Origin of the sequence: Halomonas sp. GXIMD04776, assembly GCF_049808615.1 — a bacterium.
GTDB lineage: Bacteria > Pseudomonadota > Gammaproteobacteria > Pseudomonadales > Halomonadaceae > Modicisalibacter.
The window spans coordinates 79,610-102,629 of sequence record NZ_JBNCAN010000004.1 but is presented as its reverse complement, the minus strand read 5'-3'; the positions used below and the strand labels follow the sequence as shown (position 1 = coordinate 102,629).

Here is a 23,020-nt window from a genome sequence, read left to right as displayed (position 1 = left end):
TCCCTGTGATGAGCACTTTCAGTTCAAACAAGCTTGCCTCCGGCGTCAAGAAAAAGTCGCTGTGGTGGCTGGGGTGGAGTCTCGTGATCGTACTCGGCCTGATGTTGGGAGCCTGGCAATGGCAACGCGCCGAGGAAAAACGGCTCTATCTGGAGCGCCTCGAGGCGGCACCCACGTTGACCATGCCAGAGCAATCGCCTCCACTAGGCGCCGAGGTGCTCGTCAAAGGCCGCTTTCTGGCAGAACAGACGCGCTTTCTGGACAACCGGATACTCGACGGGCGTGTAGGCGTCGCGGTGCTCACCCCTCTGATCGATGACGCTGGGCGTTACTGGTTGATCGAGCGGGGGTTCGTCCCTTCGGGACCGGAACGACTCGATCCGGTGATCGAGACCCCGGCGGGGCAGGTAGAGATCAGCGGTCGTTGGCAGGCGCAAGGAGAAGACGAGGCATTGCTGTTCGGTCCGAACCAGGAAGGCAAGCGGGTGCAGCGTATCGACCCTTCTGTATGGGCAGGTAGCCTGGCGTTTGCTCATGCCGGCTGGCTGCATCAGCAAACCGGGGAAGGGCATTTCGCCTCGTGGTGGGTGCCGACGGTAATGCCGCCCAGTCGCCATGTGGGTTACGCCTTCCAGTGGTGGGGGCTTGCTCTGGCCGCAGCGGCCATCATGTGGTTGGGCCGGCCGCGAAGTGTGCCGCGTCATCCGATTCTGGAGGAGAAACCGCGATGAAATCTCTGACGTCCAACCAATGGCAAAAACTGAAGTTAGTGGCGCTGATCGGATTGTTTTCGGCACCCGTTGTGACCGCCTGGGCCATGGTGGAATGGCGGTTGGGCGTTCCCGATGAGCGTGTCGCGCATGGGCAATTGATGCCGGAATTACCCGTGCTGGCGCAGTGGCCGCTGCAGCACGCCCCTTTGGCGCCTGGGGGAGAAGATCGAGATGACTGGGTAGTGGCCTACGATTGCCGGAGCGGCTGCGACGAGGTTGCCGACCGGCTGTGGCGCCTGCATCGTGCCTTGGGGCGTGAGGCGCCCCGAGTATCCCGTCTGCGCCTTGGTGGCCAGGCGGATCCGCTACCGGGCGAACAGGTAAGGCAGTGGCGAACGCGGCCCGAGTGGAGTGATGGCGAGTCGATATGGTTGATCGATTTCGAGGGGCGAGTCGTGTTGCGTTATCACCAGGAGGATGATGCCGCAGAAATTCTCAAGGACGTGCGTCGCCTGCTGCGAATGAACCCGGAGATCGAGCGCATTACGGGGAAGCAGGCCGCGCGCTCGAGTGAGCAGAGCACGGAAGGCGTCATGTAATGGTGGAGGGGCACATGACGATGGATAGGGCGGTAGATATGACAATAAAAAGACGTGTTCGTCTGGCCAGAGTTCTATGCCTTGGCGGTGTCACCTTAACGCTTTTCGTGGTGATGCTGGGGGCCTGGACACGCCTGGTCGACGCGGGGCTTGGCTGTCCCGATTGGCCCGGCTGCTATGGCAAGCTGGTGGTGCCGGATAACGCGACGGCGCTCGCCCATTCACCCCATGTGCCGCTGGATACCGGCAAGGCTTGGGCCGAGATGATTCATCGCTACATGGCCGGCAGCCTCGGGCTGCTGGTGATTGCCCTGGTTCTGCTGGGCTGGCGTCTGCGGCGTGTGGCAGGCTATCCATGGCACATCGGACTTGTGTTGCTGAGCGCCATCCTGGTTCAGGGCGCTTTTGGTGCCTTCACCGTCACGCTCAAGCTTTGGCCGCAGATCGTGACGCTGCATTTATTGGGGGGCTTGAGTATCGCCTTGCTTTTTCTGTGGCTGTATCTGCGTCTTGGGCAAGTCGACGGCCAGGCCTGGCGCGGTTATCAGCGCTTCCGGCCAGGGAAGCTATGGTTACTGGTCGTCGGCCTATTGCTTATGCAACTGGCGCTGGGCGGGTGGACATCGAGCAACTACGCCGGAATCGCCTGTCAAGGCTTTCCCACCTGCAATGGTCAATGGTGGCCCGCGATGGATTGGAGAGAAGGCTTCAACCTGACTCAAACCATTGGTCCTAATTATTTATACGGACAATTGCACAGTGAAGCGCGCACCACCATTCATGTCGCGCATCGATTGGGGGCATTGGCGTTGGGTGGAGCGCTGCTGCTGCTGACCTGGTGTTATTGGCAACAGCGCCGGTTACGCCCTTACTTGCTGGCGCTGTTAGCAAGCTATGGCTTTCAGGTTGTCCTAGGCATCGCAAATGTTCTCTTGTGGCTACCGCTGGGCCTGGCGTTGGCGCATACCGCCGGGGCGGTGCTGCTGGTACTGGTCATGGCCCTGACGCTATGGCGCCTGTCCAATCTTCCCGAGATGGTCGGGAACAGAGTACGCCTTGGATTGAAAGAAGAGGAATGGGCCCATGGGTAGTGCACTGATTGCTCGAGCGGAGCAACCCATCCGTTCATGGCAGTGGCAGGATCTCGTGACGCTGGGTAAGCCCCGGGTCGTTCTGGTCATGTTGGCCTGTGCCCTGGTAGGCATGGCCCTGGCGGTTCCGGGACTTCCTCCCCTTGGCGCGATGATTTTCGGTCTGGTAGGAATCGGCCTGGCGGCCTCCGGCGCCGCTGCGTTCAATCATGTGCTCGACCGACGTCTGGACGCCATGATGCTGCGTACTTCGCGTCGTCCGGTGGCGTCCCGGCGTTTGCCCACTCCGCTGGCGCTTGCCTGGGCGTGCTTGCTATCGATGTGTGGCATCGGGCTGTTGATGTGGCAGGTCAACATGATGACCGCCTGGCTGACCCTGGCGTCATTGATCGGGTATGCGCTGATCTATACGGCATTTCTCAAGCGCGCCACTCCTCAGAACATCACCATCGGCGGTCTGGCGGGAGCCGCCCCCCCGTTACTGGGCTGGACGGCGGTGAGTGGGGAAGTGCATCCGGATGCCTTGTTGCTGGTGCTTATCGTCTTCGCCTGGACACCGCCGCATTTCTGGGCGCTGGCCATTCACAAACGCGATGAATACGCTCGCGCCAAGGTGCCCATGTTGCCGGTCACCCATGGTGAGGCATTCACGCGGCTACAGATATGGCTCTATGGATGGCTCACCGTGGCCATCACGCTGCTCCCCTTTGCCACCGGCATGGCGGGGCCCGTCTATCTGGTCGGTGTCACTGTGCTGAATCTGCGCTTCATGCTCTGGAACTGGCGTGTCTGGCGCGGCCATGATCCAAAAGCACCGATCGCCGCTTTCTGGTTCTCGATTCGTTATATTCTGGGGCTTTTTGCGCTGCTCTTGCTGGATCACTATGCCGGGTTGCTGGGGTGATTCTGGGAGCTGTATGCAGACGCCTCCGAGGGTCCTGACCTCGGTGGCGTTTGTATTTAGCGTTCTAGACAGTTGCGTAGGAAAGGCAGAGATGGGAGTTACCACAAGGTGCTGACCAACACATACGCCAGGCCGGTGACTACCACGGTGCCGATGAGATTGAGCAGGAAGCCGGCGCGGATCATGGACTGAATCTTCATATGGCCGGTGGCAAAGACGATCGCATTGGGAGGCGTTGCCACGGGCATCATGAAGGCGCAGCTTGCAGCGATGGCCGCCGGCACGGTGATCAGTATCGGGGATACGTCCATGGACAAGGCGAGCGCGCCGAGTAAGGGCAGAAAGGCGGCGGCAGTTGCGGTGTTAGAGGTCAGCTCGGTAAGGAAGATGATGACCAGTACGACGATTCCGATCAGCAGGATCAATGGCAGTGCCTCGAACAGCGAGAGTTGATTGGCGATCCACTCCGCCAGCCCGGAACTCTTGATCACACTGGCCAATGCAAGACCACCACCGAAGAGCAGCAGCACTCCCCAGGGCAGCTCTTTGGCCTCGTCCCAGTTGAGCAGCCGCTTACCGGGGCTAGTGCCGCTGGGGAGCAGGAACAGCAGCAGGCCGGCAGCGATGGCAATATTGGTGTCCGATAGCCAAGTGACGCCGAGATCATTGATCACCGGCCGGAGGATCCAGGACAGGGCGGCAAGGAGGAAGACGACGCCGACGCGATTTTCGGCGCTGGACATGCGGCCAAGCTTGCGCAGCTCATCTCGAATCATGCCGGCGCTGTCCTGATTGTTGCCTAGAGAAAAGCCACCTCGGGTCAGCCACCACCAGGCCGCCAGCATCATCACCACGCTGACGGGAACGCCTACCAGCATCCATTGGGCAAAACCGATATCGATACCCCGATCATCCGCCAGATAGCCTACCAGCAAGGCATTGGGCGGGGTGCCAATTAGCGTTGCGATACCCCCGATACTGGCCGAATAGGCAATCGCCAAGAGCAGCGCGGTGGCGTAACGATTGAGCTCCTTGGGATCGCTGTCTTCCAGCAAGGAGATCACCGACATGCCGATCGGCAACATCATGATGCTGGTTGCGGTATTGGAGACCCACATGCTGAGAAAACCGGTCGCGATCATGAAACCGGCGATCTGACGGCGCGGCTGAGAACCTACGACCTGAAGCACCTTCAAAGCGATACGCCGGTGCAGATCCCAGCGTTGCATCCCGATACCAAGCAGAAAGCCGCCCAGGAACAGGAAAACGATTGGATTGGCATAACTCGGTGCTGCTGCTTCAAGCTCGCCTATGCCAAGGGCTGGCACCAGGACCAACGGCAGTAGCGCCGTGGCAGGAATGGGAATGGCTTCGGTGGCCCACCAGGTGGCCATCAACAAGGCAAGACCAACGCAGGCCCAGGCCGGTCCCGACATGCCCGACGGCGCAGGAATAAGCAAGACCATGAGGACCCAGAGTGGGCCCAGCCAAAGACCGATGCGCGCGGCATTGGAAGGATGCGTGTTCGACTCGTCAGGTGTCTGCGTCGATGGGGACATGGCTTACCTCGAAGCTATGCGGAACAAGGAGAACAAAAAGCGAAGTGACTCTACTACACCCTAGCCCAACTCGGAATCAATGACTAAGCGGTTGGGGCGATCGATGCGTGCCCGTATACTGTTCCATTGAAATCTGTTGCTGGGGTCGGCATGAGTGAAATCATCGCTTGGGGATTGTTGGGCATCGCGATAATCGTGATCATCGGATTGGCCGGGTATGCACTGACGCTATGGCGTGAGGTCAAGCGGCGCCGAACGTTTCGCGAGGAAGAGGTTCGCCGTGCCAATGATAATTGTCTCGAGAGTCTTGATGTAATCGCACGGGCGATGCTGGCCGAGCAGGTCGATTTGATCGAGGGTAGCCTGCGCTGCAAGGTACTGCTCGAGATCATCGACCCGGCATTGCTCGAGCGGCCCACCTTCAAGCCTTTTGATGACGTGCATCAGCGCACTGCTCATCTTCACACCCACTCGGCGCGTCGTGAGTTGACTCCGCGCGAACGCTTCAAAGAGGACCGGGAACGCATCGGGGTTGAAGAAGCGCTACACGACGATATTCAGGCAGCGGCGGCGGCGGTCATCGATTTCAAGCAGCAATGGCCGGCGAGTATGCGTTAGAGATCTCACTGTCGAGCATCGTTCATTGGATTTGTGGTGGGTTTCTCCCTTGTCATCTTGCATAATCGTCGAGAATTCTGCAGCCTTGTAATTTGCTAATTCAAGGTGTGGCTTGAAAAGAATTATCTGTCCAAGCCAAGTTGATGCTCGCGACATGGCAGAATGTGTATCGTTGATAAACTTTGCAACGATATCGGGAAAGCACTGGCCCGAAAGGCATAAATGTGCTTTCTTTTGCGTGGGAAAGTTTGAGTGACCGTCACTCTGCCTCCTATTGGGGCTCCAGGATAGACCCACTAAGTAACATCTTGTTACGTCTAGCGTTGTGCGAATGAAGGAGTGTTACATGAAGAAATCAACAACTGGCTTGCTACTAGGTTCTGCTTTGGTGGTCGGTCTGTCAGGTTGCGCCAGCTCCGGCGGGCAATCCTCGCAGTCCTCCATGAGCAGTGACAGTGATCAGAAAGCGTGGTATCAGACCCCGTTCGTTTGTGGTTTGGCGGGCGGTTTGATCGGTGGCGGCATTGGTTATGCCACCAGTGGCGAATCGGATGAAGATGATGGCGCAGCCATCGGTGGCGTCGCAGGCGCAACCGCTGGTGCATTGCTGTGTAGCGATTACTCCAGCGCTACGGGTGACAGCGATGGTGATGGCGTTCCCGATGATCGCGACCAGTGCCCCAATACGCCTGCAGGTGTAGCGGTAGATGCCAATGGCTGTCCGCTTGATACCGATGGCGATGGCGTGCCCGATTATCAGGATGAGTGCCCGGGAACGCCGGCAGGTGTTGAAGTCAACGCTTCCGGATGCCCGCTCGACTCCGATGGCGACGGTGTGCCGGACTACATGGACCAGTGCCCCAACACCCCGGCCGGTGCTCAGGTCAACGCGCTTGGTTGTGAAGCCGACGTGGTCCTGCGTGACGTCAACTTCGAATTCGACTCCGCAACGTTGACCTCCAACGCTGAGCAGATCCTCAACGGTGTCGCCGATAAGCTGCGTGGCAACGAGAACGTTCGCGTTCGTGTCGAAGGTCACACTGACTCTATCGGTTCCGATTCCTACAACAAGGATCTATCCCAGCGTCGTGCGGATTCAGTGAAGTCCTATCTGGCGTCTCAGGGCATTGCCGAAAGCCGCATGCAGGCGATCGGCTATGGCGAAGAGCAGCCGGTTGCCAGCAATGAAACCAAGCAAGGTCGCGCCGAGAACCGTCGCGTCGAGCTGGGTGAGTGGCAGCAGTAAGCATCGGAAAATCGCTACCGAATTTAAACGGTAGTCAGCGAAAGGGGCGCCTCGGGGCGCCCCTTTTTTCTGCCTCGAGTTTATGATTCAACGCAGCACCTTGCGTGGATCGATGGGTTTACCCCCGTGACGCACATCGAACAATAAATCATAGCGCTGTGTCGCGCCGCTATAGCCGACCGTGCACACCGGAGTGCCGGCCTTGATCTGGTCGCCATCATTGACCTTGAGGACATCGCACAGGGCATAGACCGTCTGTAAGTTGTCCGCATGATGAACGATCACGACTCGGCCAAGCTGACGCATGCTACTGGCGAAACTTACCCGACCATCGGCCACTACCTGAGCCTGATTGCCGGCGCGGGTGCTTAGTAACATCGGCTGCAAGGTGCCATGCTTGTCGGGACCGAAGTGGCGCACGATACGGTAATCGTTGAGAGGCCAAGACCAGTTTTTAGAACGGCTCGGAAGCGGTTTCGGGGCAGGGCGGCGCGCTGGCTTCGATGCCTTGCGGGGAGCGGACTTGGAAACGGCAGCGGTACTTCTCATCCTGCGACCACTGCCGCTCAAGGGAACCTGTAACAATTGTCCGACGCGCAGCGATGCAGGGTTCGTGGAGCGATTGGCTGTTTGTATGCGTCCAACCGTGGTGCCGAAGCGTCGAGCGATGCTCGAATAGGTATCGCCTGGCCTTACCTGATAGCGATAAGGGCCACCGGAGGGGGCGCGCTCGTTTTTGCTGGGCACCAGAATGCGCTGCCCCACGGCAAGGCGCCGGGCATCGACACCAGGATTGAAGCGCTGCAAACGTACCAAGGGCACATCGGCGCGGCGCGCGATGGCCCCCAATGTGTCGCCGCGCTGAATGGTGATCCAGTTGCCCGCCAAAGGGGCGCCACGCCAGGTCGTCGATGGTGATGAGGCGCAGCCATTCAGTAGGATGAGCGCCAGCACTATCAGCGCAGCGAGGCAAGTAGGTGGTCTTTTTCCTGCCACAAGGCATTGAGCCATGTCTGGAAGCGTTCCTTGTACTGCGGATCCCGATGGTAATCACCACCGTGCATCCAGTTAGGCAATTCGATACAGCGTGCGTAAAGCACGGCCGGGGCCTCGCGGCCACATAAAAAGTCCCAGAAGTTGGGAGATTCCCGGGTATAGGCCAAGGTGACATCGAGAATACCGCTCAGGCGTTTCCCCAGTAGGCTCACTACCTGGGCGGTGCCTCCAGCCTTGGGCTTGAGTAGACGCTTATAGGGGCTGGCTTGAGCGTCATGCTTGACCACCGTGAATCGAGTTCCCTCGACGAAGTTGTAGATCGCCATGGGCATCTGTTGGGCACGCTCGCATAGCCGTTCGGTGGCCTCACGATCGCGCCGGGCAAGGCGTGGATTGCGTTCCAGGCGATCACGCTTGTAGCGTCGCATGAAAGGGAACTCCAGCGCCCACCAGGCGAGCCCGATGACCGGTACCCAGATCAGCTCGCGCTTCAAGAAAAAACGCGGCATGGGAATGCGCCGATGTAGGGCCAGTTGCAGCATGAAGATATCGGTCCAACTGCGATGATTGACGATGACCAGCCACCACTGTTGTGGCGATAAACCTTCGGGTAGATGAATCTCCAAACGCGGCTTGAGCCAACGCTTCATCCACCACAGATTGGTGCCGATCCATGCCAATGCAATATGGTTGAGCCCCTCGAGCACATACCTGCGCAGCCGTCGAGTCGGGGTGATCAGCTTCAATAGCGCCAGCAGGTACAAAGGTATCGCCCAGATGAGTGTGCTGAGCACCAGCAGCAGCATGCTCACGAGCCCCTTCAGGGTCGACATGCCATTCTCCTTCAATGACTTGGGGGTATGCTACTGGATGGCATTGATGCTGCCCAGCCCAGGATGGTCTTCTGTCGACCCTCCTGGGCCGGCGCTTACTGTTGTAGATCGGGCAAATTCTCGTAAAACTTTAGCGCCTCGGGATTGGCCAAGGCATCCTTGTTCTTCACCGGGCGGCCATGCACCACGTTGCGCACCGCCAGTTCGACGATCTTGCCGGATAGGGTACGCGGGATATCCTCGACCTGAATGATCTTTGCCGGTACATGGCGTGGGCTGGTATTGGCGCGGACGGTGCGCTTGATCTCGTCGCGGAGTGCATCGTCCAGGGTCATGCCTTCGCGCAGTCTCATGAACAGCACCACGCGCACGTCATCGTTCCATTCCTGGCCGATACACAATGATTCCAGCACGCCCTCGACCTTCTCCACCTGGCGATAGATCTCGGCGGTGCCAATGCGAATGCCTCCCGGGTTGAGCACGGCATCGGAACGGCCGTGGATGATCAGGCCGTCCTCAGGCGTGATCTCGGCGTAATCGCCATGGGCCCAGATACCCGGGTAGGTATCGAAGTAGGCATCCCGGTAGCGCTCGCCCTGTGGATCATTCCAGAAACCGATGGGCATCGAGGGGAAGGGTCGCTTACATACCAATTCCCCCTTATCCTCGCGCAGTGGGTGGCCTTCATCGTCGAAGACATCGACCGCCATGCCCAGGCCACGGCATTGCAGTTGGCCACGATAGACGGGGCGAATCGGGCAGCCCAGCGCGAAACAGGAAACGATATCGGTGCCGCCGGAGATCGAAGCCAACAGCACGTCCTGCTTGATCTCTCGATAGACATAATCGAAGGACTCGTGGGCCAGGGCGGAGCCGGTGGAGAGCACTGCTCGCAGCGCACTCAGGTCGTGCTGCTGGCCCGGTGCAAGTCCTTCCTTCTCGCAGGCGGCGATATACTTGGCGCTGGTGCCGAATACCGTGATCCCTTCGCGCTCCGCGAGCTCCCAGAGCACACTGGGCTCGGGTGAGAAGGGCGAGCCATCGAACAGCACCAGGGTCGCGCCACAGGCCAGCCCGGATACCAGCCAGTTCCACATCATCCAGCCGCAGGTGGTGTAATAGAACAGCACGTCGTCGCTGCGTAGATCGGTGTGCAGACGATGCTCCTTCAGATGCTGGAGCAAGGTGCCGCCCGCGGAGTGGATGATGCACTTGGGGGCGCCGGTGGTGCCGGAGGAGTAGACGATATACAGGGGATGATCGAAGGATTCGGGTTCGAAATCGATCTCATGAGCGTCGTTGTCGAGATACTCGTTCCAGGCCACGGCTTTACCGATATCGCTGATATCGGGATCGTCATCGAGGAAGGGAAAGACCACGACCTGGGTCAACGACTCGATGGCATCACTGATCTGAGCGACGCGCTCCCGGGTGTCGATGGACTTGCCGTTCCAGGTGTAGCCATCCGTGGCGATCAGCACCTTGGGCTGAATCTGACCGAAGCGATCGAGTACGCCGCTGAACCCGAAGTCCGGTGAACAGGACGACCAGACGGCACCGATGCTGGCTGTCGCCAGCATGCCTATGACGGCATGCTCGCTATTGGGAACGAATCCCGCGACGCGATCACCCTCGGTGACGCCGCTGGCTTTCAGGGCATGGGCCAATCGAGCGACTTGCGTATAAAGCTCGGCATGGCTCAATACCCGACGACGCCCGCGCTCGTCGCAGGCGACCAGCGCGGGATGATCATCACGGCGTTGCAACAAGTTGGCGGCAAAGTTCAGTCGGGCCTCGGGAAACCAGCGGGCGCCCGGCATGGCGTCAGGACGGGCGAGCACATTCTCGCCGCGGCGGTCGGCAACGACATTGCTGTCTTCCCAGACGAGCGACCAGAATTCTTCAAGATGATCGATGCTCCAGGCATGCAGGTCGGCATAGTCCTTGAGCGAAAGGCCGTAGTCATGATTGATGCGTTGCATCAAGGCGTGCATTTGAGTCGCCTCGATTTGAGCTCGAGAAGGTTCCCAAAGTGGTTGCGACATGCCGTTCCCTCCTTTTTATGTCCTGGTCATCATGGTTCAAGAATATCTGCCGACAGCGTATCACGACAGTTGTAAGCCGTTGTTTAGACGTTCGACATAGGTGAGTCGCTCCGCGGGGAGGATGAGAAGGCTGGTGAAAAAATAACCGTCGACTGCCAGGCAGGCAATAACCGTTATCGCGATCCACTTTGCAGCGCTCTTGCACAGTCTTGTTCACAGTTTCTGTGCACAACTCGACTCATGCCTTAGGGTCGGTTCAATTTGGGGTGGCGGATCGTAAGGCGTTATAATTGCAAAGGTTTTCGTTAACCTCTCGACCAGTTGGGCGCTGACCGCGCTTATCGATCTCGGCCGTAGATCACGTATTTCTCGACGATAATGATAGGAGACCCGCTCTTGCGCAGCTTGCCGGCGACGTTGCCGATACTGTTCGTGTGTGAAATCAGTTTTCTGCTGGGTCATGGTCTGATCATGACCTTGTTGGGTGTGCGCATGTCACTCGAGGGGTTCCCCTCGCAGATGGCCGGTCTGTTGATGTCCAGTTTCTCGATGGGGTTCGTGCTGGGAAGTTACTTTCTCGAGAAGCGTATCCGTTCAGTGGGTCATATTCGTGTCTTTGCCGCCTGTGCCGGCACGCTCGCCGTCACAGCGATGTTGCACGGCCTGTGGATCAATGCCTGGGCCTGGCTGGCTTGGCGTGTGGCGGGGGGTGCCGCCACCGCAGGCATGTTGATGGTAATGGAGTCCTGGGTGTCGGGGGAGTCGACCAATCAGAATCGCGGTAAGGTGCTTGGTTGGTACATGGTGATTTCCACCTTGTCCCTGGCCGGGGGGCAATGGATGTTGAATCTCGCCGATCCAGGCACGGCGGTGCTGTTTTCAGTGACCGGTATCCTGTTTGCCCTATCCTTGGTGCCCTTGTCGATTTATCGCATCCATGGCCCTTCCCAAGGCAGTCATGATGTTGCCCATAAGATAAAGCTACGTGAGCTGTTAACACGCGCTCCGGTAGGCTTGGTAGGGGCTTTTACGGCAGGTCTGATGGCGCAGGCGTTCTTCGCCATGACGCCTTATTACGGCCAGGAGATTGGCCTGAGCACCCGGCAAACGGCGCAGTTCATGGCGATCACTACCTTGGTGGCGCTGGTCGCGCAGTGGACACTGGGACGCGTGTCGGATCGGTTTGATCGGCGTAAGGTGATCCTCGGCATGGCGATGGTCATGGCGATCACAGGGACCGTCATATCCTTGGCGGCAGGCTATAGCTATGTGGCCTTGGTCATAGTGGCGTGCTTGCATACTGCGATGTTGCACACGCTCTATTCGATCAGTCTAGCCCATACTCACGATTGGCTGGAGCCGGCAGAGATCATCGCGGCCAATGCCAAGCTGATGATCTGGTACGGCATCGGTTCGGTCATCGGTCCATTCAGCGCCTCGCTGCTGATGAAGGTTGTGGGCCCGGAGGGGTTGTGGCTGTTTCTCGGTGCGGCTGCCCTGTCCCTGGCGATGTTCGTCACGGTGCGCTTGCACGGCCGTCAAGGATTGAAGCCCGAGGTGGAACAGGCGCCTCTGGCGCCCATGCCGCTGATGGAAACCTCGCACTACATCAATGAGCTGGAAGAGGCGCGTCACGAATTGCAGCAGCTCGAGTTCGATTTCGAGCCGGGCGCGCATTTCGGTGAGGCAGAGGATCGCCTGACATTGAACACCGCCGCATCTTAACTTCGCGACTGCTTGAATGTCAGAAATCGTTTCAGGCGATTTCACAGCGCGTGTGGTGTGGAAGCAGTAGCTCAGCGGCGCGCTCATGAGTGCCTGCCAGGCTTTTCTGGACCAACGCGATGCCACCGGTCGAGATACGATGTTCATCACCTCCAGCAAAGGGCAGGCGCTGAGCACAGGCAGGATAAAAGCGATAATTGAGCAAGGGTGAAACAGGAAAGACGTTCTGCATTGGATCGATGCTTCCCAGTAGGCCTGCCCGTTGCATGCTGCGATCCAGGGAGTTCAGGTCACTGCCCAGGCGATCGCAGTCAAAGCCTGCATGGTGGAGTCTGGGGCCCATGATCGCCAGCCAGGCGGCCAGGGGATGTTCCGCTTCCAGTCCCTGATAGGTTGCCCAGTCCGGCATGGGCCAGGGACGCCCTCGACAGAGAAGGTTCTGGCCACGGTAATCCTGGGGTTGAGTTCGGTCGACGAGCGCCTGAAGTCGCTGGCGATGCTCACGCGTCAGCGCACCGGTCTGGAATTCGCCCAGTAACAACCAGGCACCATCGTCCGGTGGGGCGAGGAGAGTGACCAGCAGGCCACGATCGACGATGGCAAAGCGGCCGGTGGGTCGATATCCAAAACGCATCAATGTGCTCTGTACGGCTTCGGCACAGAAGGCACCGATATTGAGCGTCAGTATGGCCAGGTACTCGGCGTCGTCACCGCGCGCCCAAGGATGCTCGCCGCCCAGCTCCGGATGCAAATGGATATAGTCGAGCCACAACTGCTGTAAGAATTCTTCACGTTGCATGGTTGGCAACCTTCCCTGCGCCGGCGCTCTATTGACCCTCGCAAAAGTATAGGCGTTAGGATCGATGCTTATTCAACGGCCCGGACACGTTGAGTAGAAAATTCCAGGCAGAGCTATTATTTCGCCATAAACAATGACGCCGACCCAAAGGCCGGCGTCATTGTGAAGGGGTGCAGGGGGAGTCAGGCCTAGCTCACCGTGGAACCAGACAGCAGGGCGTTATCGCGCACATACTGATCAAATTCGGTATAGCCGCCGATATGCGTTTGATCGACAAAGATTTGCGGTACGGTATCCACCGGTTTGCCGATGGTCTTTTCCATATCCGCCTTGGTGATGCCCTCTTCATGGATATCGATATAACGATAGCTGAAATCATTCCGTTGACTGGCAAGGTTGTCAGCCAGTTCCTTGGCACGTACGCAGAAAGGACAGCCAGGACGACCAAAAATCACAGTAAGCATAGAGACTCCCGTTAGAAAATTGAAATGAGCTAGTAAAAGATTGGCGCCATTGTTTCTCATGCTGGCAAATAACGCCAATAGAGTGTTGCTACACGTATTATTGCGTGCCGCTATCGACTTGTGCCTTTTCCCTACGCTTTCAGGCGCGTATTCCTCAGGAAACGGATATGCGATTCTCGTCGGCATTGATCAATAAGGTCTTGAGAGGCTTGTAGAGGTCCGGTGCCGCCGCCAGGATATGTTCGCCATAGAGTTCTTGGGGGATGTTGTCTGGACAAGGATAAAGATGGCCGGTCCGTGCGCCGGCTTCCTGGGCAATCAGGAAACCCGCTGCAAAATCCCAGGGCGATACACTCTCGTAATAGGCGTCCAGACGGCCGCAGGCAACATTGCATAAATCCAGTGCAGCGGAGCCACAACGACGCATGTCCTGACAGGCATCCATGACGGCAGCGAGACGCCTCATCAATGGCGTGCGGCCCTCTCGGCGATAGGGAAAGCCGGTAGCGATCACGCTGTGTTCGAGTCGTGTGGCCAGGCTGGATCTCAAGCGTTCGCCATTGAGTCGTGCGCCGCCCCCACGTAAAGCGGTAAAGGTCTCATTTAGAAAGGGCGCATGCACAACACCAACCTGCACCTTGCCACTGTGAGCCCAGGCGATGGATACCGCTACATGGGGCAGCCCGCGGGCGAAGTTGACCGTGCCGTCGATGGGGTCGATCACCCATAGGTCGCTCTCTTGCTCCAGAACGTCCCGCTCCGGTGCGAGCTCCTCAGTCAGTCTGGCTTCGCCGGGAAAGTGCGCGTCCAGTCGGTCTGCGATGAAGCGATCGACGGCGATATCCACATCGGTGACCAGCTCGGTGCCGTGTTTGTAGTGCTGATCGAAATTCTGTTTCTGCCGTGCCTCGAGAATCATGCGCCCGGCCTGTTCGGCGATCTCTACTGTAGTGGCGAGTCGCTGCGAGAGTTGCATCTGGCCTCCTGCCATCAGGAATGAAAAAACGTCTCTTCAGTTTACCACCGGCGTCTTTTGCGATCCTGCGCGAGTCAACGCCTGACCGGACGCTTTTGTAGCTTGCGTTGCAGGGTCCGGCGATGCATGCCCAATGCCCGGGCGGTCGCGGAAATATTGCCGTCGTGCTCCTGTAATACTTTCTGTATATGTTCCCAGGTGACGCGATTGACGGAGGGCGGATTGTCAGAGATATCGATGTCCGGGTCACCACAGTCACGGTTGAAGGCGGCCAGAATTTCGTCTGCATCGGCAGGCTTGCATAGATAATTGATCGCACCGAGCTTGATGGCCTCGACTGCGGTCACGATGCTCGAGTATCCCGTGAGCACCACCACACGGCATGCCGGCGCTATCGTCAGAAGCTCCGGTAACAGCTTGAGGCCAGAAGAGTGTTCGAGTTTGAGATCGAGCGTCGCCAGTTGTGGCGGGGAACGGCGCGCCAATGACAATGCCTGATCGGCATCGCTGGCAACGGTCACGTCGAAGCCACGGCGGCTGAGTGCCCGCTGCATGACATAACAGAACATCTCGTCGTCATCGATGATCAACAGTTGTTCCGGGGTGTCGCTGGCCATTGTCTGATGAACCTCTATTTGCTTTCTAAACAGCCTGACCCGCGATGGCGCGAGGCAGCTTCACTTCGGTCAGGGTGCCACCTTCCTCATGATTGTACAGGCTCACTCCGCCGCCGAAGCGGTTAATGGTGGCATGAGTGAGAAATAATCCGATTCCCATCCCTTTGCTCTTGGTCGAAACGAACGTATCGCCGAGCTGGTCGGCGATCGACATCGAGACACCAGGGCCGTGATCGCGAATATCGACGATCACTTCTTCCTGATTCCAGTCGAGACAGATCAAGATGTTGTCCGGGTTGGCATCCGCCGCATTGTTGAGCAGATTCATCAATGCCTGTTCCAGGGTTGCGTCTACGGCCAGCTCCGGCGAACCACGCCTGCCCAGAATCTCGATACGATGGGTAACGTCCGGACGCAATACCAGCCAACGCTGAACCAATTGCTGTAACCATTCTTCGGCATTGCGTAGCTCGGGTTCCGCCAGGCGTCGACGATCCGCGTTCGCTACCAGATGTTGCAAGCGGGACTTGCAGGTATCCACCTGTTGGCGTAACAGGTCGATATCGCTTTCCAGGCCCGGGTTGCTTGCCGCATCGTGGCGCATCTCGTTGAGCAATACCGCCATGGTCGAGAGTGGGGTGCCGAGTTCGTGGGCGGTGCCCGCAGCCTGAGTCGCCACCGCCAGCACCTGTTCGTTGCGCAGTACCGCTTCGCGGGTACGCGACAAGGCCATGTCGCGACGGCGCAGCGCCAGCGCCATCTTATAGATGAAGAAGGTCACGAGCCCGGCGGATAGACCAAAATTGAGCCACATGCCCAACACGTGCAAGCTGATGTCCGGACTCAATAAGCCGTGGCTCATTTGCGGCACGCGATCATAGAAAAGCATCAGGAAGGTATAGCAGGCCATGGCTGCACTGGCGACAATCCAGGCATACAGCCAAGGCAAGGTCGCTGCAGCAATGGTCACCGGTATCAGATAATAGCTGATGAAGGGATTGGTGGCGCCGCCAGTGTAGTAGAACAGCATGGCGAGTCCGGCGATCTCGACGAGCAGGTGCAGAAGATATTCGATGTTGGTGACGGCGCGAGGCCGGCCCAAGCGCCACCAGGTGACGATATTGATCAGCCCCATGGCGACGATGACGCTGATCGCTGGTATGACGCGCAGCTCGAAACCAAGCACCTCGATACCAAAGATGATCGCCCCTAGAAAGCCAGTCCAGCTGATACCGCGAATTAGCGTCAGGCGTACCAGATTGCGATTGGGCGTCGACAACGGCAGAGGAAGGGGGGACTGCATGACGGCTCCGTCAGAGAGAGTGACGCCATGATAACCGATCGTACCCTTGGCCCGCAGGTTGTATTACCCAAGAGGCCTCTACTCGTCCCCAGTCGCCATGCCCGGAAAACGATCCCGGCGATAGTCTTTGCCCCGGTTGGCGCGAATGCGAAAGAAATCCCTTGAGTTCGTGACTTCGATATTGCCAAACGTAAAAGACGTGTCGCCCCAGGTTGGGAAGCCTCGCACCGAGCTGCCTTTCTCGATGTAGAGCTGGCCGATAAAGCCACCATGGGTCCAGCCATCCGGAAAGCGACCTATCAGGCCAGCTACGGTAGCCTTCTTGACATGCATCAACTGAACCGAATTGCCATAGGAGTTGGCGTCGTACCAGCCAATGCCACACCAGGCGACATCGACCATGTCATAGCACCACAGGCTGAAATCCACGCTGTCTTGATACACGCCACCGCCAATGGCGAACTGCACTTCGTCGCCGCTCGAGACATCCTTGCCAACTCGAGGAAAAACCTCAATATGAGTGCTATCCATGACTCGGGCAATGCCGTACATATTGCCATTGATCACGATAACGCTGCGCCCGTTATCTTCGATATGGGGCGGTGCCGGGGAGGCCAGCGTAATGGTGGAGCGCTCCCGGCCATGCTTGTCGTCGTTGTCGGTATGCGCCACATAGCGACCGGTCCATGCTTCCAGTGCATCATTCTTGTCGGATAGCCCACAATCGTTGCAATATACCAGTCTGTGATGAACACGACTGTTGGAGCCGATGTCCTCCACGGCATCTGCTCCCTTGCCGACTTTCTGCACCCCCCACAGCAGCGCACCCGAGACGTACAGCGAGTCGAACAGGGTATGCCGCACATTATCGCCGTACACGACGCCATGGGTCATGTTGCGTCCTTCAGGCCAGCGGCGACCGGTCACGCCTTGGATCGACAACTTGCCGCTGAACACACAGCCTCGGACGCCGGCAATCTCGACACCGGGCCCTGGATTATGAATGGAGCGATCGATGATCAAGGTGGCTCTCAGGCGCAGGTCGCTTGTGGCGAAGTGCTTTTGCTCGGGATCGGAAGGGCGAAATTTAATGGTATCGGTGACGCGAAAGGTACCGACGAACTTGGCTTCGAGCACAATATGATCGGCGGCATAGGCAAGAAACTCGTTGACGGCCTGGGTGTCATCCGTTCTGCCATCGCCGACGGCGCCAAAGTCGTAGGGAGTCAACATGATAAAGCTCGCTGCTGATCAATCAGGATGATGAACGCCTTCTTTCTAGCTCACTGGCCGCGTGCTGAGCGTCAGCCTCAGACGAATGAGACGCCATCACTTGATTATCTTGCTCGGTATCGATCACCTTCCAGCCGATAACCTCGTCATCGTCATCGAATTCCTTCACCACCGCATAGCGATCGCTCATGGGGTTCTCCCGACCAATGACAGGACATATTGAAAACAGCTTGCCATGTTTTGCTGCGGAGGTCCTGGTTTTTAGATCAACGTTCAGGTCAAAGCGACATGGTCGTCGACGGTCATTTGTGAAGTGTTTGCATTAATCGCTTCGATAGTCACTGGCAATAGCGACGCAACGCTACACTAGCGCGGCCGCAGTGATTACAATCTCCTGCCAGAACACACCTCCTTCGGCCTTGGATCCGTTACAGCGCCGAGTACAAATTAGCGATACCGCTCAATGTCAGATAGTCAGATAGCCCAGCAGGCCGATCTTCGCAGAACCTTTGCCATCATCAGTCACCCGGATGCCGGCAAGACCACCATTACCGAGAAGCTCCTGCTGTTTGGTAATGCCATTCAGTTGGCCGGCTCGGTGAAGGGGAAGCGCAACGAGCGCCACGCCACCTCCGACTGGATGAAGATGGAGCAGGAACGGGGTATTTCCGTGACGACCTCGGTCATGCAGTTTCCCTATGGCGGGCGCATCGTCAATCTGCTCGATACGCCAGGGCATGAGGACTTCTCTGAAGATACCTACCGCACCCTGACCGCGGTGGACTCCGCGCTGATGGTCATCGATGGGGCCAAGGGGGTCGAGGAGCGCACCATCAAGTTGATGGAGGTGTGCCGCCTGCGTACCACGCCGATACTGACCTTTATCAACAAGATGGACCGCGATATTCGCGATCCGGTCGAGGTCATGGATGAAGTCGAAACGGTACTCAACATTCAGTGCGCACCCATGACCTGGCCCATCGGCATGGGGCGTCACTTTCGTGGGGTCTATCATCTCTACAACGATGTCGTCCATCTCTACAAGCAGGGGCAGGGCAGTCGCATTCCCGAGGACGTTCGTATCGAAGGCCTCGATAATCCGCAGGTAGATGAAACCCTGGGGACAGAGCAGGCCGAGGAACTGCGCATGGAGGTCGAGCTGGTGCGCGGGGCCTCCCATGAGTTTGATCTGGAAGCCTATCGTCGTGGCGAGTTGACCCCGGTGTACTTTGGTACCGCCATGGGCAATTTTGGCGTGCGCGAGATGCTCGATGGCTTCGTCGAGTACGCCCCGGCGCCGCAGCCCAGGGAGACCGATACGCGTAACGTCAGCGCCCATGACGAGCGTTTTTCCGGTTTCGTTTTCAAGATCCAGGCCAACATGAATCCCAAGCACCGCGACCGGGTGGCCTTTCTGCGGGTCTGCTCCGGCAAGTACGACAAGAACATGAAGATGCGTCATGTGCGCATCGGCAAGGACGTCAAGATCGCCGATGCCCTGACCTTCATGGCTTCGGATCGCGCTCAGGTCGAGGAGGCCTGGCCCGGCGACATCATCGGTCTGCACAACCACGGCACCATTCAGATTGGTGATACGTTCACCATGGGCGAGGAGATGCGCTTCACCGGCATTCCGCACTTCGCGCCGGAGCTTTTCAAGCGTGTCCGATTGCGCGATCCGCTGAAGATGAAGGCATTGCAGAAAGGATTGCAGCAGCTTTCCGAAGAGGGGGCGACCCAAGTATTCATGCCGCTGGACAATAACGATCTGATCGTGGGTGCGGTGGGGTCGCTGCAGTTCGATGTGGTCGCCCATCGGCTCAAGGAAGAATACAAGGTCGACTGCATTTACGAGGCGGTCAATGTGCAGACTGCACGCTGGGTGTACTGCGATGACGCCAAGAAACTCGACGAATTCAAACGCAAGGTCAGCACCAATCTTGCTCTTGATGGTGGCGGCTATTTGACCTATCTGGCGCCGACTCGTGTCAATTTACAGATGACTCAGGAGCGCTGGCCGGAAGTGCGCTTCAATGCCACTAGAGAACACTAGGAACGAGGATATTGCGGCCATGGCATCGAAATTTCTCAAGGAGTTTCGCGAATTCGCGGTCAAGGGCAACGTGGTCGACATGGCGGTGGGCATCATCATCGGGGCTGCCTTCACGTCCATCGTCAATAGCCTGGTCAAGGACATCTTTACGCCGGTGATTGGACTGATCACCGGCGATATCAATTTCAGTAACCAGTTCATCGTGCTGCGCCCTGGCAGCGGAGAGGGGCCTTACTATACCTTGGAGCAGGCTCAGGCGGCGGGTGCAGCCACGCTCAATTACGGCCTTTTCTTCAATGCCCTGCTCTCGTTCTTGATCGTCGCCATGGCGGTGTTCATTCTGGTGCGCAATATCAACCGGTTGAAGAATCTTGCCTACCCGCCGGAAACCTCCGCCCCGACGGTCAAGAGCTGCCCCTACTGTATCAGCAAGATTTCCCTGGAGGCCACACGCTGTCCTGCCTGTACATCGAAGCTCGACGAAGATTCACACACCAATTAGCAACAGGATCCCGAATGCTGATCGATGCTCATTGCCACCTGGATTTCGCCGACTTCGACGACGATCGCGAGGCCATGTTTGCGCGAGCCCGGGAGGCCGGGGTCGGACGTTTCGTGGTGCCCGGCACGACCCGGGCACGCTGGCCGGCGGTGATCGAGCTTGCCCAACGCGACGACGTCAGTCTGAACCTGGGGCTGCATCCCTACTTCATGGTTGAGCATGGCGATGAGGATGTTGCAGCGTTGGCGTCGATGCTCGACAAGCATCCCGAAATCGTGGCGGTGGGCGAGTGCGGCATCGATGCGCGCTTCAAGGACAGTCTGAACGCTCAGTGGCGTCTCTTCGATGCCCAGCTCAAGCTGGCCAAGCAGCGCCATCTTCCCGTGGTGGTGCACTGCGTTCAGGCCAACGACAAGGTCGCCAAGCGCCTGGGTCAACTGAACTTGCCCGAGGGTGGCTTGATTCATGCCTTTTCCGGTAGCCCGGAGCAGGCCAGAAAGTTTCTCGATCTGGGATTCGTGGTCGGTCTTGGCGGGGCGGCGACCTTCGAGCGTGCCAAGCGTCTACAGCGCGCGGTTGCCTCACTGCCCGACGATGGCTATGTGCTGGAAACCGACAGTCCGGATATGCCGCTGGCCGGGTTTCAGGGGCAACGTAACGAACCTGCTCGGCTGGCGCAGGTGTGTGAACGTGTTGCCCAGCTAAGAGGCGAATCCATCGAACAGATCGCATCGAACAGTACGTCTACCGCACAACGTCTGTTCAATATCGATGTGGAGTGAGAGCCGGTGATGGATGCTGGATTCAGCGCTGTTCGGCGAACTCCTCGGGGTCGAGACGTTCGATGGCATAGGGGAGTTTGAGACGCTTTAGGTGTTGCCCGGTAACCTCGAGGGACTCTTCGTTGGCGCGGGTATTCAAGACCGCGAGTATCTCGGCTTGTCCGTAGGCATCAAGCGCGGCACTCACCACCTCGCCGTGCTGCTTACCCGAATGATCGCTCACTGGACTACCGATCTCCGGCACTTTGTCGCCGTCAAGTTGAGCGCGAATCAGGCGTTTCTTGACCTGGCCACGAAAATGCGCCCGCGCAACGACCTCCTGACCGGTGTAGCACCCTTTCTTGAAGCTGATGCCGGCCAGCGCCTCCCAATTGATCATCTGCGGCAGATAAGTGTCCTGTTGAGAGGCGTTCAACCAGGCGAGCCCCGCCTTGATGTCCTGGAGTTGCCACACGGCATTGCCGACCGGCGTTGCCGAACGTGCCAGTGACTCCCAGAGGGTGCCGGCGTCCGCTTGAGGCAGACACAGTACGAAACGGGGACGGGGTCCTGGATGATGCAGCACGACTCGTTCGTCTTGAATGGTTTGATGCCAGACAGTGGGGGGAAGCATGTCCAGACGCGCTTTCAGCAAGGCAGGAGCGTCCCGACCCAACAGGCCGAGCAGCGCCAGATCCTCCCGAGGGCGGATATCAGCCTTATAAAACACCGCGAACTTGCTCAAATGCGCTTTGAGTGGTTCAACCAGTCCCTGGTCGAGTAGCAGCCAGTAGCGTTCTTCAGTGACACGTAGTAATTGCGCGTTCGCTAACATGCGTCCCTTGACCGAACAGAAAGCGGTCAGAGGGGCGAAATCACCATTCACTAGCTCGAGCTGAGCACTGGTCTGGCCCTGCAGGAAACGCTTGGCATCGACACCGTCGATTTCCAGGATACCTAGGTGAGCCAGGGGCATCAGTGCTGTGCTCTCTTGCACCTGGCGTGCCTGATCGGGGTCGCCGAAATCGATCTGGCGCTCACTGAGGCGGCGCGCACCAAGCGTCTGTAAATGAGCAGTCCAATCGGTCATGGAGGCTCCATTGCGATGCGAATTTAGGATATTGATATTGGGCTTACCGGCCGGAATTGCAAGGCGATATGGGGCTTGGACGCCTTTCGGCAGGATGACGGGGGCCCTGGTCAAAAATAGAACGACATACTCGCTGCCAGTTCTCTTGCATCGTCATCGCCTTCCCTGATGATTCTTGACGTGTGGGTACTACTTTCCATCGATCAAGACTCTATACTGCATACTGCAAGCAAGAGACGTCACCCGCGACATGGAGATTTTTGTGAGTTCTATATCGTTGAGCTTTGAAAAAAATCGAAAGTGTTGAGCAGCTCAACCGCGTTACTACCGCACTAATGACCCTGGACGGTGTCGAGAGTGCAGAGGTTGGACGTCACGGTGCCGATGTGGAAGGCAAAGTGCGCCGTGAGGCCTTGATCGCCGCAGTGGAAAAGCTCGGCATCAAGGCGTACTGAACACCAAGCCATCAAGGAGAATGTCTTGACTATTGTGGTTACAAGTGCGGACCTTGACGGGCTGCGTCACCGCGCAGAGATCGAGTCCTTCGAAGAGCTGCTGGTCGACGCCCCGGTCATCGTTGGCGGTGAGGGCAGTGCGCCGGATCCGCATGACTATCTCGATCTGGCGCTGGGCGCCTGTAAAGCGATCACTGCACGCATGTACGCTCGACGCAAGGAATGGCCCCTGGAAAAGGTCAATGTCACGGTCAAGCGCGACGACAGCCAGGAACGCCACGGACTCTATCGTCTCGATATCGAAATGGAGTTTCATGGCATCGAGGATGCCGAGCAGCGCAACCGCCTTTTGGAGATTTCGGACCGTTGTCCGATCCATCGCATAGTGACGACCTCCGAGGTGCAGATCACCACGACAATCGGTGCCGGCGCTTGAAC

The 23,020-nt window shown here is 58.1% G+C and carries 24 protein-coding genes; 12 read left to right on the top strand and 12 right to left on the bottom strand.

The genetic code is table 11. The features are described 5' to 3' along the window. Positions 1-8: 8 nt before the first annotated feature. Genes ACPF7Z_RS03790 through cyoE form a run of 4 tightly spaced genes read left to right on the top strand, consistent with a single transcriptional unit; the run spans position 9 to position 3,307 of the window. Positions 9-731 (top strand): SURF1 family protein, encoded by a 723-nt coding sequence (locus tag ACPF7Z_RS03790; RefSeq protein ID WP_425191837.1) that lies wholly within the window; start codon positions 9-11, stop codon positions 729-731. Continuing rightward, complete coding sequence (locus tag ACPF7Z_RS03785; RefSeq protein WP_425191836.1) at positions 728-1,312, top strand: hypothetical protein; 585 nt, start codon at positions 728-730, stop codon at positions 1,310-1,312. Before ACPF7Z_RS03790 ends, ACPF7Z_RS03785 begins: the two co-directional genes overlap by 4 nt. Before the next feature lie 14 nt (positions 1,313-1,326). Then, positions 1,327-2,403, top strand: coding sequence for a COX15/CtaA family protein (locus ACPF7Z_RS03780; RefSeq protein WP_425191835.1), 1,077 nt, complete (start codon positions 1,327-1,329; stop codon positions 2,401-2,403). After that, positions 2,396-3,307, top strand: coding sequence for a heme o synthase (cyoE, locus tag ACPF7Z_RS03775; RefSeq protein ID WP_425191834.1), 912 nt, complete (start codon positions 2,396-2,398; stop codon positions 3,305-3,307). The genes ACPF7Z_RS03780 and cyoE overlap by 8 nt, the downstream gene beginning before the upstream one ends. 98 nt (positions 3,308-3,405) lie before the next feature. Here the strand turns inward: cyoE and ACPF7Z_RS03770 are convergent, their stop codons facing one another. Then, positions 3,406-4,866 (bottom strand): SLC13 family permease, encoded by a 1,461-nt coding sequence (locus tag ACPF7Z_RS03770; RefSeq protein WP_425191833.1) that lies wholly within the window; start codon positions 4,864-4,866, stop codon positions 3,406-3,408. Between the two features lie 150 nt (positions 4,867-5,016). On the opposite strand from ACPF7Z_RS03770, the gene ACPF7Z_RS03765 reads away from it, so the two are divergent. Continuing rightward, entirely contained in the window at positions 5,017-5,484 is a 468-nt protein-coding gene (locus ACPF7Z_RS03765) for a DUF2489 domain-containing protein (RefSeq protein WP_425191832.1), read from the top strand. Positions 5,485-5,830: 346 nt separating this feature from the next. Beyond that, positions 5,831-6,730, top strand: coding sequence for an OmpA family protein (locus tag ACPF7Z_RS03760; RefSeq protein WP_425191831.1), 900 nt, complete (start codon positions 5,831-5,833; stop codon positions 6,728-6,730). Positions 6,731-6,817: 87 nt separating this feature from the next. Here the strand turns inward: ACPF7Z_RS03760 and ACPF7Z_RS03755 are convergent, their stop codons facing one another. The 3 genes from ACPF7Z_RS03755 to ACPF7Z_RS03745 all read right to left on the bottom strand — a co-directional run bounded on the left by ACPF7Z_RS03755 (position 6,818) and on the right by ACPF7Z_RS03745 (position 10,604). Next, the gene (locus ACPF7Z_RS03755; protein WP_425191830.1) at positions 6,818-7,741 is read right to left on the bottom strand and encodes a LysM peptidoglycan-binding domain-containing protein; all 924 of its coding nucleotides are present in this window, start codon (positions 7,739-7,741) and stop codon (positions 6,818-6,820) included. Further along, positions 7,687-8,559 carry an acyltransferase gene (locus ACPF7Z_RS03750; RefSeq protein WP_425191829.1) on the bottom strand — a complete coding sequence of 291 codons (873 nt, stop codon included), beginning with the start codon at positions 8,557-8,559 and terminating at the stop codon, positions 7,687-7,689. Before ACPF7Z_RS03750 ends, ACPF7Z_RS03755 begins: the two co-directional genes overlap by 55 nt. Positions 8,560-8,654: 95 nt before the next feature. Beyond that, positions 8,655-10,604 (bottom strand): acetoacetate--CoA ligase, encoded by a 1,950-nt coding sequence (locus tag ACPF7Z_RS03745; RefSeq protein WP_425191828.1) that lies wholly within the window; start codon positions 10,602-10,604, stop codon positions 8,655-8,657. Between the two features lie 396 nt (positions 10,605-11,000). Between ACPF7Z_RS03745 and ACPF7Z_RS03740 the strand changes: the two genes are divergently transcribed. Further along, on the top strand, positions 11,001-12,329 hold the full coding sequence (locus ACPF7Z_RS03740; protein WP_425191827.1) for an MFS transporter: 1,329 nt from the start codon (positions 11,001-11,003) through the stop codon (positions 12,327-12,329). A 31-nt stretch (positions 12,330-12,360) separates the two neighbouring features. On the opposite strand, the gene ACPF7Z_RS03735 is transcribed toward ACPF7Z_RS03740, so the two are convergent. The 7 genes from ACPF7Z_RS03735 to ACPF7Z_RS03705 form a co-directional block, all read right to left on the bottom strand. After that, positions 12,361-13,128, bottom strand: a complete 768-nt coding sequence (locus ACPF7Z_RS03735; protein ID WP_425191826.1) for a DUF1338 domain-containing protein — start codon at positions 13,126-13,128, stop codon at positions 12,361-12,363. Positions 13,129-13,316: 188 nt separating this feature from the next. Continuing rightward, a complete protein-coding gene (locus ACPF7Z_RS03730; RefSeq protein ID WP_425191825.1) occupies positions 13,317-13,592 on the bottom strand; it encodes a GrxA family glutaredoxin in 276 nt (91 codons plus the stop codon). Between the two features lie 154 nt (positions 13,593-13,746). Next, positions 13,747-14,568, bottom strand: a complete 822-nt coding sequence (locus tag ACPF7Z_RS03725) for an inositol monophosphatase family protein (protein WP_425191824.1) — start codon at positions 14,566-14,568, stop codon at positions 13,747-13,749. Between the two features lie 74 nt (positions 14,569-14,642). Continuing rightward, positions 14,643-15,185, bottom strand: coding sequence for a response regulator transcription factor (locus tag ACPF7Z_RS03720; RefSeq protein WP_425191823.1), 543 nt, complete (start codon positions 15,183-15,185; stop codon positions 14,643-14,645). 25 nt (positions 15,186-15,210) lie between these two features. Beyond that, positions 15,211-16,488 (bottom strand): ATP-binding protein, encoded by a 1,278-nt coding sequence (locus ACPF7Z_RS03715; RefSeq protein ID WP_425191822.1) that lies wholly within the window; start codon positions 16,486-16,488, stop codon positions 15,211-15,213. A gap of 78 nt (positions 16,489-16,566) precedes the next feature. After that, the gene (locus ACPF7Z_RS03710; RefSeq protein WP_425191821.1) at positions 16,567-17,721 is read right to left on the bottom strand and encodes a hypothetical protein; all 1,155 of its coding nucleotides are present in this window, start codon (positions 17,719-17,721) and stop codon (positions 16,567-16,569) included. 22 nt (positions 17,722-17,743) lie between these two features. Next, positions 17,744-17,911, bottom strand: a complete 168-nt coding sequence (locus ACPF7Z_RS03705; RefSeq protein ID WP_425191820.1) for a hypothetical protein — start codon at positions 17,909-17,911, stop codon at positions 17,744-17,746. A gap of 273 nt (positions 17,912-18,184) precedes the next feature. Here ACPF7Z_RS03705 and ACPF7Z_RS03700 point away from each other — a divergent pair, with 273 nt between their 5' ends. Genes ACPF7Z_RS03700 through ACPF7Z_RS03690 form a run of 3 tightly spaced genes read left to right on the top strand, consistent with a single transcriptional unit; the run spans position 18,185 to position 21,058 of the window. Beyond that, a complete protein-coding gene (locus tag ACPF7Z_RS03700) occupies positions 18,185-19,774 on the top strand; it encodes a peptide chain release factor 3 (protein WP_425191819.1) in 1,590 nt (529 codons plus the stop codon). 19 nt (positions 19,775-19,793) lie between these two features. After that, positions 19,794-20,276: a large conductance mechanosensitive channel protein MscL gene (gene mscL, locus ACPF7Z_RS03695; RefSeq protein WP_425191818.1), complete on the top strand. Its 483-nt coding sequence runs from the start codon at positions 19,794-19,796 to the stop codon at positions 20,274-20,276. Between the two features lie 14 nt (positions 20,277-20,290). After that, positions 20,291-21,058 (top strand): TatD family hydrolase, encoded by a 768-nt coding sequence (locus ACPF7Z_RS03690; RefSeq protein ID WP_425191817.1) that lies wholly within the window; start codon positions 20,291-20,293, stop codon positions 21,056-21,058. A 22-nt stretch (positions 21,059-21,080) separates the two neighbouring features. Here ACPF7Z_RS03690 and ACPF7Z_RS03685 read toward each other — a convergent pair whose 3' ends face one another. After that, on the bottom strand, positions 21,081-22,127 hold the full coding sequence (locus ACPF7Z_RS03685; protein ID WP_425191816.1) for a YgfZ/GcvT domain-containing protein: 1,047 nt from the start codon (positions 22,125-22,127) through the stop codon (positions 21,081-21,083). Positions 22,128-22,411: 284 nt separating this feature from the next. Here ACPF7Z_RS03685 and ACPF7Z_RS03680 point away from each other — a divergent pair, with 284 nt between their 5' ends. Both ACPF7Z_RS03680 and ACPF7Z_RS03675 read left to right on the top strand, forming a co-directional pair. Next, positions 22,412-22,582 (top strand): hypothetical protein, encoded by a 171-nt coding sequence (locus tag ACPF7Z_RS03680; protein WP_425191815.1) that lies wholly within the window; start codon positions 22,412-22,414, stop codon positions 22,580-22,582. A 25-nt stretch (positions 22,583-22,607) separates the two neighbouring features. Further along, positions 22,608-23,018, top strand: a complete 411-nt coding sequence (locus tag ACPF7Z_RS03675) for an OsmC family protein (RefSeq protein ID WP_425191814.1) — start codon at positions 22,608-22,610, stop codon at positions 23,016-23,018. Positions 23,019-23,020 lie beyond the last annotated feature (2 nt).

What these genes read in the sequence shown, in the direction of transcription:
- ACPF7Z_RS03715 (WP_425191822.1), bottom strand. Translation starts at nt 16,488, where the DNA reads ATGCAGTCCCCCCTTCCTCTGCCGTTGTCGACGCCCAATCGCAATCTG.
- cyoE (WP_425191834.1), top strand. Translation starts at nt 2,396, where the DNA reads ATGGGTAGTGCACTGATTGCTCGAGCGGAGCAACCCATCCGTTCATGG.
- ACPF7Z_RS03760 (WP_425191831.1), top strand. Translation starts at nt 5,831, where the DNA reads ATGAAGAAATCAACAACTGGCTTGCTACTAGGTTCTGCTTTGGTGGTC.
- ACPF7Z_RS03790 (WP_425191837.1), top strand. Translation starts at nt 9, where the DNA reads ATGAGCACTTTCAGTTCAAACAAGCTTGCCTCCGGCGTCAAGAAAAAG.
- ACPF7Z_RS03770 (WP_425191833.1), bottom strand. Translation starts at nt 4,866, where the DNA reads ATGTCCCCATCGACGCAGACACCTGACGAGTCGAACACGCATCCTTCC.
- ACPF7Z_RS03755 (WP_425191830.1), bottom strand. Translation starts at nt 7,741, where the DNA reads ATGGCTCAATGCCTTGTGGCAGGAAAAAGACCACCTACTTGCCTCGCT.
- ACPF7Z_RS03750 (WP_425191829.1), bottom strand. Translation starts at nt 8,559, where the DNA reads ATGTCGACCCTGAAGGGGCTCGTGAGCATGCTGCTGCTGGTGCTCAGC.
- ACPF7Z_RS03735 (WP_425191826.1), bottom strand. Translation starts at nt 13,128, where the DNA reads ATGCAACGTGAAGAATTCTTACAGCAGTTGTGGCTCGACTATATCCAT.
- ACPF7Z_RS03685 (WP_425191816.1), bottom strand. Translation starts at nt 22,127, where the DNA reads ATGACCGATTGGACTGCTCATTTACAGACGCTTGGTGCGCGCCGCCTC.
- ACPF7Z_RS03745 (WP_425191828.1), bottom strand. Translation starts at nt 10,604, where the DNA reads ATGTCGCAACCACTTTGGGAACCTTCTCGAGCTCAAATCGAGGCGACT.
- mscL (WP_425191818.1), top strand. Translation starts at nt 19,794, where the DNA reads ATGGCATCGAAATTTCTCAAGGAGTTTCGCGAATTCGCGGTCAAGGGC.
- ACPF7Z_RS03785 (WP_425191836.1), top strand. Translation starts at nt 728, where the DNA reads ATGAAATCTCTGACGTCCAACCAATGGCAAAAACTGAAGTTAGTGGCG.
- ACPF7Z_RS03780 (WP_425191835.1), top strand. Translation starts at nt 1,327, where the DNA reads ATGACGATGGATAGGGCGGTAGATATGACAATAAAAAGACGTGTTCGT.
- ACPF7Z_RS03725 (WP_425191824.1), bottom strand. Translation starts at nt 14,568, where the DNA reads ATGCAACTCTCGCAGCGACTCGCCACTACAGTAGAGATCGCCGAACAG.
- ACPF7Z_RS03690 (WP_425191817.1), top strand. Translation starts at nt 20,291, where the DNA reads ATGCTGATCGATGCTCATTGCCACCTGGATTTCGCCGACTTCGACGAC.
- ACPF7Z_RS03765 (WP_425191832.1), top strand. Translation starts at nt 5,017, where the DNA reads ATGAGTGAAATCATCGCTTGGGGATTGTTGGGCATCGCGATAATCGTG.
- ACPF7Z_RS03720 (WP_425191823.1), bottom strand. Translation starts at nt 15,185, where the DNA reads ATGGCCAGCGACACCCCGGAACAACTGTTGATCATCGATGACGACGAG.
- ACPF7Z_RS03730 (WP_425191825.1), bottom strand. Translation starts at nt 13,592, where the DNA reads ATGCTTACTGTGATTTTTGGTCGTCCTGGCTGTCCTTTCTGCGTACGT.
- ACPF7Z_RS03705 (WP_425191820.1), bottom strand. Translation starts at nt 17,911, where the DNA reads ATGAGCGATCGCTATGCGGTGGTGAAGGAATTCGATGACGATGACGAG.
- ACPF7Z_RS03700 (WP_425191819.1), top strand. Translation starts at nt 18,185, where the DNA reads ATGTCAGATAGTCAGATAGCCCAGCAGGCCGATCTTCGCAGAACCTTT.
- ACPF7Z_RS03710 (WP_425191821.1), bottom strand. Translation starts at nt 17,721, where the DNA reads ATGTTGACTCCCTACGACTTTGGCGCCGTCGGCGATGGCAGAACGGAT.